The organism is Amycolatopsis sp. CA-161197, from assembly GCF_050942255.1.
Classification (GTDB): Bacteria; Actinomycetota; Actinomycetes; order Mycobacteriales; family Pseudonocardiaceae; genus Amycolatopsis.
Genome location: NZ_CP192059.1, coordinates 9,513,923 through 9,529,993, shown reverse-complemented (window position 1 = coordinate 9,529,993; position 16,071 = coordinate 9,513,923). Strand labels below are relative to the sequence as shown.

Genomic DNA, 16,071 nt, shown 5'->3' with positions numbered 1-16,071 from the left:
TTTCGTGTCACTCCATTGTGGACGATTCCGTGGACGATTCGGCGAGGAAGCTCTCGATCGCCGGCGCCATGACCGCCACGACGGCATCGGCCGCCTCGGTGGCGGAGTGCGTCGGCAGCACCAGGTGGCTCAGCGACAACCGCACCGCGGTTTCCGCCAGCAGCGCGGCGGACTTCTGCGACAGGCCGGGCTCCAGCGCGCGGTACTGCTCGGTCGCGAGGTCGGCGGCGGCCGTGAGGATGGGCTCGCCCTTGGTGGTGAGCAGGGGGAGCAGGTCCTCGCCCGCCTCGGTGCCGAGCGCGGCAGCGACGAGCCGGTTCTCGCGGGCGTGCTCGATCGTGTACACGACGGCGCCGTGGATGCCGGCGATCAGCCCGTCGGCGCTCTCGAAGCGGCGGCGGATGCCGTCGAGGAACTCCGCCGCCGTGCGCAGCGCCACGGCCTGCGTGAGCGCCGCCTTGCTGCCGAACTCGTTGTAGACGGTCTGCCTGCTCACGCCGGCCCGCGCCGCGACGTCGGCCATGCGCAGCGCCTGGTGACCGCGGTCGGGGAGCAGGTCCGCGGCCGCGTCGAGCAGTGCTTCGCGCAGCGATGCCTTGGTGCGCTCGGTGAAGCTCGTCACACCGTCAGCTTGACACAGATCGAGGTTGTGTCAAGAACGTTTACTGACCACGATCGGATGTACACGCCGGTACTGTCGGTGCTCCCCGCTACCGTGGCGGACGTGGGCATCACCGTGGGCTTCGACCTGGACATGACACTGATCGACCCGCGGCCGGGCATGGTCGCGGCGATGAACGCGCTGGGCGTGGAGTCGGGCCTGCCGCTCGACGGCGAGCACTTCGCCGCCAACCTGGGCCCGCCGCTCGACGACATCCTGCGCGGCTTCGAGGCGCCCGAAGAACGGATTCCGGGCCTCGTGGATCGGTTTCGCGCGCTCTATCCCGGCCTCGTGGTGCCGAGCACGGTCGCGCTGCCCGGCGCGGCCGAAGCGCTGAAGGCCGTGCGCGCGGCGGGCGGGCGCACGCTCGTGGTCACCGGCAAGTACGGGCCCAACGCGCGGCTCCACGTCGAGGCGCTGGGACTGGAGGTCGACGAGCTCGTGGGCGAGCTGTGGTCCACGCAGAAAGCCGTGGCGCTCAAGGAGCACGACGCGCGGGCGTATGTCGGAGATCACCTCGGCGACGTGCGGGGCGCCCGAGCGGCCGGTGCGCTCGCGGTCGGCGTCGCCACCGGGCCGTGCACGAGGGAGGAACTGCTCGCTGAGGGAGCCGACGTGGTGTTCGACTCGCTCACGCAGTTCCCGGAGTGGTTCGCCCGTGCGTTCTGAGGCTCAGCCGTGTTTGCCGGCGCGCGCCTCGCGGACCAGGGCGATCAGGCCGAGCAGCAGGCCCAGCGGCGTCACCACGCCGGCGACCGCGCTGAGCCACACCGGCAGGTTCTCGAGCCCGGCGGCGAACATGATGAACACGGCCAGCACGGCGAGCAGCCCGATGGCGAACAGGCCGATCCCGATCCGCATGAGAATCGGTTTGCCCGCGGTCTGCTTTGCTGCGTTGTCCATGGCGCTGAGGGTATCGGCCGTATCCGCTTCTCCCCAGGGCATGTGGCGAGATACGCTAAGCGGACGCGCGCCCTGGGTACGCCCGGGGCGCGTTCGTCGTGAGCAGCACAGCAGAAGGACTGGTGAGGGAAGTGCCGACCGGCAAGGTCAAGTGGTACGACGCGGAGAAGGGGTTCGGGTTCGTCACGCAGGACGGCGGAGCCGACGTCTACATCCGCAAGGCCGCGCTGCCGCAGGGCGTCGAGGGGCTCAAGGCCGGGCAGCGGCTGGAGTTCGGCGTCGCCGACGGCCGTCGCGGGCCGCAGGCGCTCTCCGTCCGGCTGCTGGACCCGCCGCCGTCGGTCGCCGAAGCGCGCCGGCGCCCCGCCGAGGAGTTGCACGGCCTGATCGAGGACATGATCAAGCTCCTCGAGGTGAAGGTCCAGCCGGACCTGCGCCGCAACCGGTATCCGGATCGCAAGAACACCAAGCAGATCGCCGAGATCATGCGCGCGGTCGCCCGGGACCTCGACCCCTAAACCCGCGTCGAACGCGGAGGTGAAGGGCACCTCGGCGGGTGCCCTTCACTCGTCACGGCTTCAGGCGGGCTGGACCTGCAACGACCACAGGGCCGAGGTGATCGGCTCCGCGTCGTTGGGGTCGCCCGTGCGGCTGATCACGGTGGCCTGCGCGATCTCCACCACCACGATCTGGTCGTCCTTGGTGGGCGGCGTCGCGGTGTAGGCGTAGCGGTCGCCGCTGGTGATGATGTCCTCCTTCAACGGCTGGGGCTGGCCCTTGCCGTTGACGAACTGCACCGTCACCTTCCACGGACCTTCCGCGACCTCCTTCGGCACGGAGATCTGCACGGACTTGCCCGGGCGCAGCTTCAGCGTGCCCGCGGCGCCGGGGTTGGCGGCGCAGATGCCGGTCTTGACGTCGCAGTTGCCGATGGGCCCGACGTTGATCGTGTGCCCATCGCCGTAGAAGGTCACCTCGGCCGGCCCGGGCGCCGAGCAGCCGGCCACGGCGAGACCACCGGCCGCGAGCACGGCCACCAATCGGGAACGTCGCATGGTCCGAAGATTACCGGCGCTCCCGCGGCAGACCCTGCGCGGGGAAGCTGCCGGTCGGTTCGGGCCGCAGTGGCCGGTTTCCGCCCAGCCCCGGCAAGAGCGAGCCGCCGCGCTGCACGAGGTAGGTCTGCGTGAGGCCGACGCCGAGCAGCACCGTGACCACCAGGAACCCGATCCAGTACGTCGGCGGCAGCAGCAGGCCCACGGCGCCGCCGAAGCACCAGGCCAGCTGCAGCACCGTTTCCGAGCGCCCGAACGCGGACGCGCGCGACTGCTCGGGCAGGTCTTCCTGGATCACGGCGTCGAGGCTGATCTTCGCGAGCGCGCTCGCCGTGGAGCCGACGAGGCCGACGACCGCGGCCGTCGCGAGCCCGGGCAGGAGCGTGGCGATGAGCGTCACACCCACGCACGCGGCCACGCACCACACGATCACCTGGTCCGGCGCCCCGAACTGCAGGCGGGAGCCCAGCGCGTTGCCGACGAAGCCACCCGCTCCGGCCGCGGCGCCGATGATGCCCAGCAGGAGCAGCTGCATGAACGGGCTGTGCCCCGTGCCCTCCGTCTGCGCTTTCACCGCGAACGCGGCGAACATCATGAGGAACCCGGTGAGCACCCGCACGGATCCGTTGCCCCACAAGGCGACCACGATGTGGCGGCCCATCGGCTGGCGCTGCTTCTTCTGCTTCGGCTCCGGCCGCGCCGAAAGCGACGTGGGCACCTCGCCCTCGGTCACCTCGACCCACGACGGGATCCGCATCGACTGCACGGCCGCGGCCACGCAGATCAACGCGGTGAACCACAGCGCGCCGGCCGAACCGCTGATCGCGTTGACACCGCTGGCCAGCCCGCCGAACACGCCGGCGGCGATGAGGCCGAAGATCGTGAGCCGCGCGTTGGTCTTCGACAGCGTGATCTCCGGCGGCACCACGCGCGGCGTGATGGCGGCCTTGAGCACGGTGAACGACTTCGACAGCACCATCATCCCGAGCGCGGCGGGGTAGAGCAGCCAGTCGTCGAAGTGCAGCGCCATGACCACGGCCATGAGGCCCTGGCCGATCGACGCCACGCACATCGCGAGGCGGCGGCCGCGCTGGATCTTGTCCAGTGCCGGGCCGATCACGGGCGCGACGAGCGCGAACGGCGCGATGGTGATCAGCAGGTACAGCGCCACTTTGCCTTTGCTCTCACCGCTGGTGGCGGCGAAGAAGAGCGTGTTGGCGAGCGCGATGGCCATGGCGGCGTCGCTGGCGTAGTTGAGCATCACCGCGTACATCAGCGACGTGAGGCCCGACTTGTCCGCGCCGTCGGCCTTGGTGGCGCGCTGGAACATGCCGATGGCCTGACCGCTCAGCTGCCGGCTGCGCAACGCGGCGACGCGCGTGACGGTGATCTTCTTCGGCAGCTTCGGGATCGAGCCGGCGCCGGGGACGGCGGTGGTGCGGAGTTCTTCGTCACGGTCGGGGTCGACGCGGGGCTCGCCCGCGTAGCCGCCGGTGTCGTAGTGCTCGTACTCGCCGCTGCCGGGCCGGGCGTTCTCCGGGCGTGGCCGGACGGGTTCGGTGCGGTGGTCCTGCGGCGGGTACGGCCGGGCACCCCGTGGTGGCGGCGGCCGGTGGCCGAGGGGGACGGTGCCGGTGGGGGCCTCGTCGGCCGTCGGGGTGCGGGGCTCGTCGTAGAACGGGCTTCGGGCGCGGGGCTCGCGGCCGTCGGCGGGGATGCGTTCGGGACGGGCGCGAGGCTCGTATCGCTCTTCGTACCGCTGGGGCCGGGCGCGTGGTGGGACGTGCTGGGTCGGAGGCTCCGCCGCGACGCCCCGGGCCGGTGGTTCGACCGGGTGCGCGGCGGGGTCGACGCGGGTGGGCTGCGGCGCGTCGCGCCAGGAGCGGGCCTGGGCGGCGCTGGGCTCCGGCGTCCACTTGCGCTTGGACTTCCGGCCGCGACCCTTGCCCGACCGGCCGGAGAAGGAGCCGTCGGGTTCGGAGTGCGAACCGAAGAGTGCCACGGGTCAATCCTGCCTCATCCGGGTGCCGTTCCGCCCGATCACGTGCCGTTCTGTGTCCCGGAGGTGCCGGCCGGGACGAACTTCACCCGGTACATCGCGGGCCAGAGCTTGCCCGTGACGAGGAATTCGTCGGTGCCGGGGACGGCCGCGATGCCGTTGAGCACGTCTTCGCCCGGGTTGACGGGGGTGCGGAGCTTGCTCGCGTCGATGCGTCCGGTGATGTGTCCGGTATTGGCGTCGATGCGCAGGATGGTGCCGGTTTTCCACACGTTCGCGTACACCGTGTCACCGACGCACTCGAGTTCGTTGAGCTGATCGACGCCGACGTCGACACTCCCGGTGGCCGCAAACGTCTGCGGGTCACGGAACGTGAGTTGCGAGGTGCCGTTGCTCATCACCAGGCGGCCGCTGGGCTGGTGGCACAGGCCCCAGCCCTCGCCGTCGAAGGGCACGCGGCGCAGCTCGGCCAGAGTTTTCGAATCGCGTTCGATGGCGAAGCCGTCCTGCCAGGTCAGCTGCCACAGTTTGGGCCCGAGGATCGTGATGCCCTCCGCGAAGAGCGGCGACGGCAGCGCCACGCGCGTGGCCGGCTTCTGACCGGCGGGGCCGGCGGTGAGCGCGGACTCGCCGGAGAGACCGCGGCTCTCGTACAGCGTCGAGCCGGCGAACTCGAGGCCCTCCGTGAAGGCCGACGTGTCGTGGGGCAGCGTCTGCAGCACCTGCACGGTGAGGTCCTCGGGCGGGGGTTGGGTCGCCTGCGTGCCGGCGCAGCCGCCGAGCAGGGCCACCGCCAGCAGCGGCCAGATCAACGGGGTTCGCGTCGAGGGAGTGCGCACGGGGAACAGCCTGGCACGGGCGGCGCGGATGCGTGCGGCACAATTGGGTCCATGACGTTGCTGTTGACCCTGGACGACGGCTCTATCCAGCGGAAGCTCGCGGACGCGGAAGACTTTGCGCGCGAAGCTGTGCTGGCGGACGCCCCGGCCGAGCAGGTCGGCGAGCACGTCGGCGTGACCTCCGAGGACGCCGTGTCGGCGACCCACCTGTTCGAGGCGTCGGTGCCCGGCTACCGCGGCTGGCGCTGGGCCGTGACGGTCGCCGTCGCCGGCCTGGACGAGCCGGTGACCGTGAGCGAGCTCGCCCTGCTGCCTGGTCCGGAGTCCCTGGTCGCGCCCACGTGGGTCCCCTGGGAGCAGCGCGTGCGCGCCGGCGACCTCGGCGTGGGCGACATCTTCCCCACCGACAAGGACGACCCGCGCCTCGCGCCGGCCTACCTGCAGTCCGACGACCCGGCCGTCGAAGAGGTCGCCCACGACATCGGCCTGGGCCGCGTCCACGTCCTCTCCCGCTACGGCCGCCAGGACGCCGCCACCCGCTGGCACGGCGGCGAGTTCGGCCCGCGCTCCGACATGGCCCGGAGCGCGCCGGCCACTTGCGGGTCCTGCGGCTTCTTCGTGCCCCTCGCCGGCTCCCTGCGCGGGGCCTTCGGCGTGTGCACCAACGACATCGCACCGGCGGACGGCCACGCCGTCGACGTCGAGTACGGGTGCGGGGCGCACTCCGAGGTGGAGGTGGAGATCACCTCGTCCATCCCCGTGGCGGAACTGGTCTACGACGACTCGTTGATCGACTTCGTGTCGGATGCGGGTTCCGAGGTCTCGGTGTCGCCCGCCGATGCTGCCGCTTCTCCGGAGGTGGCTGCGGAGGCTTCGTCGGCCGCTGCCGAAGAGGCTTCGGCCGCGGCGACTGTGGAGCCGGAGGCGGCTGCCGAAGTTGCCGCGTTGGAGGTCGCGCTTGAGGAGACGGCCTCGGCTGGGGTGAGTGAGACTCCGGCCGCCGAGATTCTCTCGACGAACGCCGCTGTGGCTGCTTCTTCGGACACTGCCGCCGCCGACGCTCCGCAGCCCGCAGCGGCTGCCTCTGCCGAGCCGATCGCCGAGGTTGCGGCCGACTCGACCGCAGCCGCCGAGCCGATCGCCACTACCGAGCCGATCGCCACCACGGCCGACTCGACCGCAGGCGCCGAGCCGACTGCGGTCACCTCGGCGCCGGACACAGCTGCCGACACTGCGGCTGTGACTGCGGAGCCCGAGGCGATTGCCTCGACGGAGACGGCAGCGGCGACCTCGGCTCCGGGCGCGGCTCCCACCGCCGAGGCAACGGGGCTGACCGCGGCTGCCTCGCCTGCGGTGGAGACTGCTGAGTCGGCGGTGGAAGAAGCGCCTGCCGATTCGGTTGCTGAAGTCGCGACCTCGCAGGCGGTTCCCGCCGCCGAGTCGCTCGCGGAGGCTGCTGTCGACTCGATCGCCGAGCCCACCGTGGTCACCCCGGCGCCGGATGCAGCTGCGGACACCGCGGCTGTGACTGCGGAGCCCGAGGCGATTGCCTCGACCGAGACGACCGCGGCGACCCCGGCTCCCGCGGAAGTTCCCGCCGCCGAGTCGACGGCCGAGTCTTTGGCGAATTCGGTCGAATCGGACCTGGTTGCGCCGGATGCAGGCGCCGACACCGCGACTGCGACCTCGCAGCCCGAGGCGACTGCTTCTGCCGAGCCGGTTGCGGCGACTGCGGCCCCGGAGGCGGCCACCGCCGACGATGCGGCGGCCCCGGCCGCTCAGCCTGACGTTGAGGCTGCTGCTGAATCGGCGGTGGAAGCGGCGCCTGCCGATTCGGTCGCTGAAGTTGCGGCGCCTCAAGCGGAGCAGACGACTGAGCCGGCGGCTACCCCGGCGGCGGATGCACTCGCCGACTCTGCGGCTGCGACGTCGGAGTCCGAGGCCGCTGCCCCCGCTAAGCGGGCTGGCGTGGCGTGGGAAGCGGTGGGGCTGTGGGCGGATCACCCTGCGGAGCAGGGTTCGGAACCGGTCGGTGAGGTTCAGGCCGGTACTTCTGAGGAAGCCGCCATCGAGCCGACCGCGCAGGCTGGCGCGGGCGCGGAAACCGCTGCGGTCGCCGACAGCACCGCGCCCGAGGCACAGGTGGTTTCCGCTGGCGACAAGATCGCTGAGAGCGCGGGGCCGGAAGCGACCACGGTCGAGGAATCGGCTGCGGAGTCGTTCGAGGAAGCCGCCGGCGATTCTGCCGAAGCCACCGAAGCCACGGCCGTGACCGAAGCCGCGAATGCGGCTGGCGCCACCGAAACGCGCCAAGTTGCCGAAGCGACCGCAGCGCGCCAGGCTGTTGAAGCCAGCCTGGCCAGTGACACTGGCGCAGGAACCGAATCACGCGAGGCCGCCGGAGCCACCGACGCGACCGGACCCGCGAACACGGCCGACGTCGCCGAAGGGAGCGCAGACGCCAACGCCGGCGAAGCGGGCCAGGGTACCGAAGCTGCCGCTGTGGCCGAAACAGGCGAAGCGACCCAGGTGACTGCGGCGCTCGAGGGCGCTGGGGCCGGAGCTGCCGAAGGCACTCAGGGTGTTGCTGAAGCGGGTCAGGTCGCCGAAGCGCGCGAAGGTGCAGAGGTTGTCGCCGTGCCTGGCGCGTCCGAAGCGCCGGAAGAGACCGAAGCCGTTGAAGCGCGTCAGGTTGCCGAGGCGAGTGGAGGCACTGAAGTGGGCGAAGCCAACCACGTCACCGACGTGGAGGCCGGCGAGGGGCAGCGCGGCGCTGAGAGTGGTGACGGCCCCCGGTGAGTGAGGGCGTGGGGGCGGATCCGTTCGGGACGGGGCGGCTGCGTGAGGCGATGCTGCGCGCGTGGCGGGACTCGCCGACGCGGTTTGTGGAGGACACCAACGCCGAGCGGGATCTGAGGGTTGGGGCGTATCGCGATCGGCTCTTTGTGGAGCTGGCGCAGAACGCGGCGGATGCGGCGCAGGCGGCCGACCGGCCCGGCCGGGTGAAGGTGTCCGTTGTGGACGGTGAGCTCAGGTTTGCCAACACGGGGGCGCCGCTGGATACGCGGGGTGTGGAGTCGTTGGCGTCGTTGCGGGCGTCGGCGAAGGAGCGCCTCGGAACGGTGGGGCGGTTCGGCGTCGGGTTTGCCGCGGTGTTGACCGTGTCCGACGAGCCGCGGGTGGTGTCGACCGGCGGTGGGGTGCGGTTCTCCGCGGAGCGCACGCGAGAGGCGGCCGGGCGGGACGGGGACGTGCCCGTGCTGAGGCTGCCGTGGCCGTCTGACGAGGCGCCGCCGGAGGGGTTCGACACGGAGGTGCGGCTGCCGCTCCGGGAGCCGGAGAGCGGGAAGGCACTGCTGGACGCCCTCCAGGAAGAGATTTCCGATCTGTTGCTGGCCTTGCCGTGGTTGGGCGAGGTCGAAGTGGACGGTCGCGTTTGGACACGTGCGGGCGCGGACCAGGTGGAGATCACCGGGCCGGAGAAGGGCCAGCGGTGGCTGACGCACGAGGGCTGGGCCGTGCCCATCGACGCGGACGGGGTGCCGCAGCCGCTGGACGAAGACGTGCTGCACGCGCCGACGCCGACGGATGAGGCGTTGTCGTTGCCGGCGCGGTTGATCGCGCCCGTGCCGTTGGAGCCGTCGCGGCGGAGGGTGCTGCCGGGGGCGGCGCTGGATGAAGCGCTCGCGAACGCGGCCAGGAACTACGTTGGGCTCGTCAAGGCCGTGCCGCAGGAGCATCGGTTTGTTCTGGTGCCCCAGGCCGGGTTCCCCAGGTCCACAGTGGACTCGCACCTCCGGGATCAGGTTTTCGCCGAGCTGGCGACTCAGCCGTGGTTGTCCACCATGGACAACAAGGAAGTGTCCGGCCGGCAGGCCAAGGTGCTCGACGTCGACGTGCCGGACTTGCCGCCGTTGCTGGCCGACCTCGTGCCGGGGCTCGTCCCGGCGCCGGCGGGCGCGGCACGCACGCTGAAACCCGTGTCGGCACAGGCGATCGGCATCGAGGACGTGCTGGAGGTGCTCACCGGGATCGACCGGGAACCCGGGTGGTGGCACCGGCTCTACGCGGCGCTCGCCGTGGCCGTGGACACGCACGACGTGTCGCCGGCGCAGCTCGACGGGCTCCCGGTGCCGTTGTCCGACGGGCGGACGCTGCCCGGGGCCCGGGGTGCGCTGCTCGTCGACGGGTCCGGTGAGCTGCTCGCACTGCTGTCCGATGTGGACGTTCCCGGCCTCAGGCTGGTGCACCCCGCCGCGGCGCACCCGTTGCTGGAACGCTTGGGCGCCAAGCACGCCGACGCCCGCCAGCTGCTCGAAGCCGAGCAGGTGCAGTACGCCGTGGAACGCAGTGTGGAAGACGTCCGGTCCGGTTTGGACGGAATGAACCTCGCGGGCGCCGTGCTGCGGCTGATCGCGGAGTGCGGTGACGACGCGCCGGAATGGGCGGGTGCGCTCGCGCTCCCGTCCGAAGACGGCTGGCGCCGCGCCGACGAGCTCGTGCTGCCGACCTCGCCGCTGCTGGACGTGTTCGACCCCGAAGTGTTCGAAGAGGACGGTGCCCTTTCCGTTCTCGACGAGGAGTTCGTCGAGGACTGGCCGCAGTCGACACTCGAGGCGGTCGGCGTGCTCGACTCGTTCGCCGTCGTCCGCGACGAGGAGCCGCACGAGCCCGACCACGGCCTGCCCGACGAAGACACGTGGTGGGACTCGGCCGAGCCCACCACGGTCCTGGCGATCAGGGACCTCGACCTCGTCGCCGACGACGCGTGGCCCGCCGCGTTGCGCCTCATCGCCGCGCGCCCCGAGACGTGGCAGGCACTGCACGCGCCCGAGGGCCACGCGGGCTGGTGGCTCGCCCGCTACGCCCTGCTGGCCGGCGAAGCGCCCGGCTCCTGGCGCCTGCCCGCCGCGGCCGACCTCGGCGGCCTCTACGACGAGGTGCCCGACCTGGGCCTCACCACCGAGTTGCTGGAAGCCGCCGGCGTCCGGACCACGCTCGACCTCGCGACGGCCGAAGACGTCACCGACCTGCTCGACCGCCTCGGCGACCCCGCCCGCACGCTCAGCCCGGGCCTCGCCGCGCGCGCCCACCGTGCGCTCGTGCTCTCGCCCGTGGAGGTCGACGACCTCGACGCCCCGGTGCGCGTCCGCGCGGCCGACGCGAGCGTGGCGGACGCCGACAAGGCCGTGGTCCTCGACGTGCCCTGGCCGGCGTCCGCGCTGCCGGCGTCGAAGATCGTCGCCGCCCCCGAAGACCCCGAACGCCTCGCCGAACTGCTCGACGTGCCCCTCGCCGGCGCCCTGCCCAACGAGGTGACCAGCACCGGCGAGTACGTCGCCTGGGCCGACCTGCCCGCGATCCGCCTCGTCGCCGACCAGCTCGGCCTCACCGTGCCCGAGGGCGGTCCGCTGCTGCACGACGTGCTCACCGTGACCGTCGACGGCACCACCGCCGACGTCCCGTGGTGGTCGGACGAGGACAACCGCCTCCACGCCGCGGACACGTCAGAAGGCCTGGCTCGCGCGTTCGCCTGGGCCACCGGCAACTGGGCCGAGCGCTACCGCATCACCGCACTGCTCGACGACCCGGCGCCGCACACGTTCCTGAACTAGAGCCGCTGAACTGGCGCCGCTGGACTAGAGACGCTGCGCCGACTTCGACCCCCGCCGGGCCGCCGCACGCTGCCAGAAGATGATGCCGAAGCCGATGAACCCCAGGACGATCCCGGCGAACGCGGTCCACACCCACACGCCGTCGGCGACGAAAAAGAGCACCACCAGCGCGACCGCCCACAGCGAGGTACCTACGATCACCACCGGGGTCAGGTCGGTCAGGCGCTTGGGCAGGTCCGGCGTGTGCCGCAACGAGCCCGTTACCTCCGCGGGATTGATCGGTTCATCCACGTGGTGAAGGGTACCCCCGGGCGTTCCCGGAACGAGCACGACAGCAGCGAGCACGACAGCAGTGAGCTAGACAGCAGCGAGCAGGACAGGGGCAGGGCATGACGGATCAGCGCGAGCGGGAGACCGTGTCCACTCTGGACCGCTTCTTCAGGATCTCCGAACGCGGCTCCACGGCCGGGCGGGAGATCCGGGGCGGTGTCGTCACGTTCGTGACCATGGCCTACATCGTGGTGCTCAACCCGCTCATCATCGGCAGCTTCGCCGCGGGCACCCCCTCGGCGCACGCCGACGTGCTCGGCCACATCCTGCCGGTCCCGGCCGTGGCCGCGGTGACGGCGCTGGTCGCCGGCGTGATGACGATCCTCATGGGCCTGATCGCCAACTACCCGTTCGCCATCGCCACCGGGCTCGGCCTCAACAGCCTGCTCGCCGTCACGCTCGCACCCCAGATGACCTGGCCCGAGGCCATGGGCCTGGTGGTGATCGAGGGCGTGATCATCGTCCTGCTGGTGCTCACCGGCTTCCGCACGGCCGTGTTCCGCGCGGTGCCGCCGGCCCTCAAGTCGGCGATCGCGGTCGGCATCGGCCTGTTCATCTGCCTCATCGGCCTCGTCGACGCCGGCTTCGTGCGCCGCCTGCCCGACGACGCGCACACCACCGTCCCGGTCGGCCTCGGCATCAACGGCTCGGTCGCCTCCTGGCCGACGGCCGTGTTCGTGGTCGGTCTCCTGCTCACCGCGATCCTCGTGGCGAAGAAGGTCAAGGGCGCGATCCTCATCGGCGTGCTGGGCTCGACCGTGCTGGCCATCGTCGTCGAGGCGCTCGTGAAGGCCGGGCCGTCGAACGGCACCAATCCCAAGGGCTGGAACCTCGGCTACCCGGCGCTGCCGTCGAACGTCGTCGGCACGCCGGACCTGTCGCTGGTCGGCGACGTGTCCTTCGGCGCGTGGACGCGGCTGCCGATCATCACCGTCGTCCTGCTCGTGTTCACGCTCGTGCTCGCCGACTTCTTCGACGCCATGGGCACCATGACGGGCCTCGGCAAGGAAGCCGGCCTGATCGGCAAGGACGGCCAGCTGCCCAACGTCGGGCGCGCGCTGTTCGTCGAGGGCCTCGCCGGCGCGGCCGGCGGCTTCGGCTCGGCCAGCTCCAACACCGTCTTCGTCGAGTCCGCGTCCGGCATCGCGGAGGGCGCGCGCACGGGCCTGGCCAACGTCGTCACCGGCGTGCTCTTCCTCGCCGCCATGTTCCTGACGCCGCTCTACCAGATCGTGCCCGTCGAAGCCGCCGCACCGGCGCTGGTGGTCGTGGGCGCGCTGATGATGGGGCAGGTCCGGGAGATCGACTTCACGGACTTCTCGATCGCGCTGCCGGCCTTCCTGACGATCGTCGTCATGCCGTTCACCTACTCCATCGCCAACGGCATCGGCGCGGGCTTCGTGAGCTACGTCGTCATCCGCGCCGCCACCGGCAAGGCCCGTCAGGTCCACCCGCTGATGTGGGTGATCGCGGTGGCGTTCGTGGCGTACTTCGCGGTGGGCCCGATCCAGGCCGCCCTGAGCTGAGCATGGAACCGGTCCCGCGCTGACCGGCGCCGCAGGCGGCCGGTACTGAGCTGAGCGTGATCGCGGAGGGTGGCGGGGTTCACCCGCCGGCGCGATTTTCGTGAGGTAAGCTAACTATATGTCCGGCGACCCGCATGAGCGCTCCCTCGCGAGCCGCCTGCGTCTCGCGGTGGTCCGGCTCAACCGCCGGCTCCGGGCACAGCGCGTGGGCGACGACGTGACGTTGACGCAGACCGCGGCGCTGTCCACCTTGCACAAGTGCGGTCCGCTGACGCCTGGTCAGCTGGCCGCGAAGGAAGGCGTCCAGCCGCCCTCGATGACGAGGGTCATCGCCGCGCTCGAGGAGATGGGGTTCGTCGAGCGGCGCCCGCACCCGACGGATGGCCGGCAGGCCATCGTCGAGCTGTCCGACAGCGGCATGGCCTACGTGAAGAAGGCCATTTCCGTCCGGGAGGCGTGGCTGGATCGGCAACTGGCCGAACTCGGCGAGGAAGAGCTGGAAGTGCTCTCCCGCGCCGCTGAGATCATCGACAGGATGGCGGGGAACTAACACCGGTGGCGACCACGGGTAGCGAAGCAGAGCGTACGACGGAAACCATTGCTACCCGGGACACGGCGCCACAGCCGGCCAGCCCGCCCACGTCCGGACCACCCGGTACGAGGCAAAACCAGGTCAAGAGCCTGCCCGACGGCGCCGATCAGGTGCCGGAGGCGCCCGACAGACCCGTGGAACCCAAGCGCGGCAAGGGCATGTTCGCCTCGCTGCGCGTGCGCAACTACCGGCTGTTCTTCAGCGGCCAGGTCATCTCGAACGTCGGCACCTGGATGCAGCGCATCGCCCAGGACTGGCTGGTGTTCCAGCTCTCGGGCAACAACCCGGTGGCGCTCGGCATCGCCGTCGCGTTCCAGTTCACGCCGACGCTGCTGCTGTCGCTGTGGGCGGGCGTGCTCGCCGACCGCGTCGACAAGCGGCGGATGCTGATCCTCATCCAGAGCATCAACTGCGTGCAGGCCACGCTGCTCGGCGTGCTGAACCTGACCGGCGTCGTGCAGATCTGGCACGTGTACCTGCTGTGCATGATGCTCGGCATCACCTCCGCCATCGAGGTGCCGACGCGTCAGTCGTTCGTCGCCGAGATGGTGGGCCGCGACCAGATCGCCAACGCCGTCGCGCTCAACTCCTCGATCTTCAACCTGGCCCGCATCGTCGGCCCGGCCATCGCCGGGTTCGCGATCACCTGGGTCGGCACCGGCTGGCTGTTCATCGCCAACGCGGTGAGCACCGTCGCGGTGGTCACCGGGCTCGCGCTGATGAACCCGGCCAAGCTCTTCCGCGGGCCCGCGATCCCGCGCGCGAAGGGCCAGCTCATGGAGGGCCTGCGCTACGTGCGCCACCGCTCCGACCTGGTCACGGTGATGGTGCTGATGTTCTTCGTCAGCACGTTCGGCATCACCTACTTCACGTCGCTGCCGATCGTCGCCGCCAACGTCTTCCACACCCAGGCCGACGGTTACGGTCTGTTGTCCACACTCGTCGCGGTGGGGACGTTCGTGGGCGCGCTGTTGTCCGCGCGCCGCGGCATCAAGAGCCGGCCGCGGGTGCGGACGATGCTGATCGCCGCCACCGGGCTCGGCCTGTTCGAGTTCATCACGGCGTTCATGCCGACATACCTGGCCTTCGGCCTGGGCCTCATCCCGCTCGGCTTCGCCACCATCACGTTCCTGAACACGGCCAACGCGCTGGTGCAGACGTCCGTCACGCCCGAGATGCGCGGCCGGGTGATGGGCATCTACGTGCTGGTCCTCATCGGCGGCAACCCCATCGGCGGTCCGATGACCGGCTGGATGGCCGACGCGTTCGGCGGCCGCTCGCCGTTCTACATCGGCGGCGCGATCTCGCTCATCGCCGCCGTGGTGTGCGCGCTGGTGCTGATCCGGCGCGGCGGTGTGTCGCTGCCCGTGCGCCGGTTCGGCAACGGCCTGCGCGTGCTCAAGCGCGAACGCGTCTGACCTGCTCGTCCTGAAGGGCACCTCGGTTCGCCGAGGTGCCCTTCAGCGTTTTCAGCGGCTTTTCACGGGTCACCCGGACGAGTGAGAGGTGGGTCTCCGCAAGAGGGGACTTGCCGGAGTTGATGAGGTTAGGCTAACCTCATACATGTCCGCTTCGTGGTGGGAGCGGCAGTCAGTTCGGGAACGGACGGAGCCCCGCCCCTGGGAACCCCGGGAGCGGGGCTCCGTTCATCGGTCCCTTATGACGGGTTCATAGTCGGGTCGGCCGCGGGCTCCGTCAAGGGGTGCTCACCAGGTGGGGTCGGCAGCCGAGAGAGCGCCAGGCCGAAGTACACGCGGTACGCGGTCCGCACGGCGTCGTCGGTGGCCAGCAGGACCTCGTTGCGCACCCCGTCGACCGTTTCGATCAGCCGGTTTCCCGACATCGTCACGCGGCCCTGGGAGGTCGGCCGCGAGCACGTGAGCCGCCTGGTGAAGCCCGACAGCGGCGACGTCGACTGCCACCACGCCATCGGCACGAAGTCCGTCAGCGGCCGTGTGCGCGCCTCCAGGCGGTACACGCGCTTGCCGTCCCGGAGTACGTCCACGTCGCCGAACGGGGCGTCCAGGAAGAGGAACTCGCCCTCCTGGTCGCACTGGACCTCCACGGCCGACAGGCGCAGCGGGCCCCGGCTGAAGCGGCCGAAACCGACGTCCACCAGCCATTGCTCGTCGTCGAGGTCCACGACCACGGCCGCGTGGTCCAGCGGTGGCCCGGGCTCGCCGTCGTCGGTGAAAACCTGCGCGCTGCGCAACGCGGCTTCGAAGCCGAGCTCGCGCAACAGGGCCGCGAAGAGGCCGTTGAGCTCGTAGCAGAAGCCACCGCGCCGGCGGCGCACGATCTTGTCGAACAGCGCTTCCTCGGCCAGCTCGATGGGTTCACTGAGGTGCACGCTCAGGTTTTCGAACGGCACGCGTTCGAGGTGGCGCTCCTGCAGCTGCCGCAGGGCCGCGAGGTCGGCCTTGTCGGGCAACGCGAGGTCGAGACGGGCGAGGTAGGCGTCGACGTCCATGACCCCAGCCTCACACCTGGAGTGCACTCGAAGTCAAGCGAGAAACGAAAAACGGGGCCCTCCGTGAAGGAGAACCCCGCT

At 71.0% G+C, this 16,071-nt stretch carries 14 protein-coding genes; 7 read left to right on the top strand and 7 right to left on the bottom strand.

What is annotated here, in order from left to right:
• Nucleotides 1-7: 7 nt before the first annotated feature.
• Nucleotides 8-622, bottom strand: coding sequence for a TetR/AcrR family transcriptional regulator (locus ACQPXB_RS45225; protein WP_366582515.1), 615 nt, complete (start codon nt 620-622; stop codon nt 8-10).
• A 102-nt stretch (nt 623-724) separates the two neighbouring features.
• On the opposite strand from ACQPXB_RS45225, the gene ACQPXB_RS45220 reads away from it, so the two are divergent.
• Nucleotides 725-1,330, top strand: coding sequence for an HAD family hydrolase (locus ACQPXB_RS45220; protein ID WP_432848133.1), 606 nt, complete (start codon nt 725-727; stop codon nt 1,328-1,330).
• Nucleotides 1,331-1,333: 3 nt separating this feature from the next.
• Here ACQPXB_RS45220 and ACQPXB_RS45215 read toward each other — a convergent pair whose 3' ends face one another.
• Nucleotides 1,334-1,564 carry a hypothetical protein gene (locus tag ACQPXB_RS45215; RefSeq protein ID WP_285972115.1) on the bottom strand — a complete coding sequence of 77 codons (231 nt, stop codon included), beginning with the start codon at nt 1,562-1,564 and terminating at the stop codon, nt 1,334-1,336.
• 131 nt (nt 1,565-1,695) lie between these two features.
• Between ACQPXB_RS45215 and ACQPXB_RS45210 the strand changes: the two genes are divergently transcribed.
• Entirely contained in the window at nt 1,696-2,082 is a 387-nt protein-coding gene (locus ACQPXB_RS45210; RefSeq protein WP_366582547.1) for a cold-shock protein, read from the top strand.
• 60 nt (nt 2,083-2,142) lie between these two features.
• Here ACQPXB_RS45210 and ACQPXB_RS45205 read toward each other — a convergent pair whose 3' ends face one another.
• The 3 genes from ACQPXB_RS45205 to ACQPXB_RS45195 are packed head-to-tail and all read right to left on the bottom strand — an operon-like array spanning nt 2,143 to nt 5,457.
• Complete coding sequence (locus ACQPXB_RS45205) at nt 2,143-2,619, bottom strand: DUF2771 family protein (protein ID WP_366582517.1); 477 nt, start codon at nt 2,617-2,619, stop codon at nt 2,143-2,145.
• 10 nt (nt 2,620-2,629) lie between these two features.
• A complete protein-coding gene (locus ACQPXB_RS45200; RefSeq protein ID WP_366582518.1) occupies nt 2,630-4,621 on the bottom strand; it encodes an MFS transporter in 1,992 nt (663 codons plus the stop codon).
• A 38-nt stretch (nt 4,622-4,659) separates the two neighbouring features.
• Nucleotides 4,660-5,457, bottom strand: a complete 798-nt coding sequence (locus ACQPXB_RS45195; RefSeq protein ID WP_366582519.1) for a glutaminyl-peptide cyclotransferase — start codon at nt 5,455-5,457, stop codon at nt 4,660-4,662.
• A gap of 51 nt (nt 5,458-5,508) precedes the next feature.
• On the opposite strand from ACQPXB_RS45195, the gene ACQPXB_RS45190 reads away from it, so the two are divergent.
• Nucleotides 5,509-8,256, top strand: a complete 2,748-nt coding sequence (locus ACQPXB_RS45190; RefSeq protein WP_432848130.1) for a DUF3027 domain-containing protein — start codon at nt 5,509-5,511, stop codon at nt 8,254-8,256.
• A gap of 50 nt (nt 8,257-8,306) precedes the next feature.
• Nucleotides 8,307-11,072: a sacsin N-terminal ATP-binding-like domain-containing protein gene (locus ACQPXB_RS45185; protein ID WP_432857100.1), complete on the top strand. Its 2,766-nt coding sequence runs from the start codon at nt 8,307-8,309 to the stop codon at nt 11,070-11,072.
• 24 nt (nt 11,073-11,096) lie between these two features.
• On the opposite strand, the gene ACQPXB_RS45180 is transcribed toward ACQPXB_RS45185, so the two are convergent.
• On the bottom strand, nt 11,097-11,324 hold the full coding sequence (locus ACQPXB_RS45180) for a DUF2530 domain-containing protein (protein ID WP_220247183.1): 228 nt from the start codon (nt 11,322-11,324) through the stop codon (nt 11,097-11,099).
• 137 nt (nt 11,325-11,461) lie between these two features.
• On the opposite strand from ACQPXB_RS45180, the gene ACQPXB_RS45175 reads away from it, so the two are divergent.
• The 3 genes from ACQPXB_RS45175 to ACQPXB_RS45165 all read left to right on the top strand — a co-directional run bounded on the left by ACQPXB_RS45175 (nt 11,462) and on the right by ACQPXB_RS45165 (nt 14,938).
• Nucleotides 11,462-12,928: an NCS2 family permease gene (locus ACQPXB_RS45175; RefSeq protein WP_432848128.1), complete on the top strand. Its 1,467-nt coding sequence runs from the start codon at nt 11,462-11,464 to the stop codon at nt 12,926-12,928.
• 118 nt (nt 12,929-13,046) lie between these two features.
• The gene (locus tag ACQPXB_RS45170; protein ID WP_366582522.1) at nt 13,047-13,478 is read left to right on the top strand and encodes a MarR family winged helix-turn-helix transcriptional regulator; all 432 of its coding nucleotides are present in this window, start codon (nt 13,047-13,049) and stop codon (nt 13,476-13,478) included.
• 200 nt (nt 13,479-13,678) lie between these two features.
• A complete protein-coding gene (locus tag ACQPXB_RS45165) occupies nt 13,679-14,938 on the top strand; it encodes an MFS transporter (RefSeq protein ID WP_366582549.1) in 1,260 nt (419 codons plus the stop codon).
• Nucleotides 14,939-15,177: 239 nt separating this feature from the next.
• Here ACQPXB_RS45165 and ACQPXB_RS45160 read toward each other — a convergent pair whose 3' ends face one another.
• Complete coding sequence (locus tag ACQPXB_RS45160) at nt 15,178-15,990, bottom strand: arylamine N-acetyltransferase family protein (RefSeq protein ID WP_432848126.1); 813 nt, start codon at nt 15,988-15,990, stop codon at nt 15,178-15,180.
• Between the last annotated feature and the right edge of the window lie 81 nt (nt 15,991-16,071).

Excerpts from the sequence above, each read along its gene's own strand:
- ACQPXB_RS45165 (WP_366582549.1), top strand. The coding sequence starts at position 13,679 with ATGTTCGCCTCGCTGCGCGTGCGCAACTACCGGCTGTTCTTCAGCGGC.
- ACQPXB_RS45190 (WP_432848130.1), top strand. The coding sequence starts at position 5,509 with ATGACGTTGCTGTTGACCCTGGACGACGGCTCTATCCAGCGGAAGCTC.
- ACQPXB_RS45170 (WP_366582522.1), top strand. The coding sequence starts at position 13,047 with ATGTCCGGCGACCCGCATGAGCGCTCCCTCGCGAGCCGCCTGCGTCTC.
- ACQPXB_RS45205 (WP_366582517.1), bottom strand. The coding sequence starts at position 2,619 with ATGCGACGTTCCCGATTGGTGGCCGTGCTCGCGGCCGGTGGTCTCGCC.
- ACQPXB_RS45185 (WP_432857100.1), top strand. The coding sequence starts at position 8,307 with ATGCTGCGCGCGTGGCGGGACTCGCCGACGCGGTTTGTGGAGGACACC.
- ACQPXB_RS45160 (WP_432848126.1), bottom strand. The coding sequence starts at position 15,990 with ATGGACGTCGACGCCTACCTCGCCCGTCTCGACCTCGCGTTGCCCGAC.
- ACQPXB_RS45215 (WP_285972115.1), bottom strand. The coding sequence starts at position 1,564 with ATGGACAACGCAGCAAAGCAGACCGCGGGCAAACCGATTCTCATGCGG.
- ACQPXB_RS45175 (WP_432848128.1), top strand. The coding sequence starts at position 11,462 with ATGACGGATCAGCGCGAGCGGGAGACCGTGTCCACTCTGGACCGCTTC.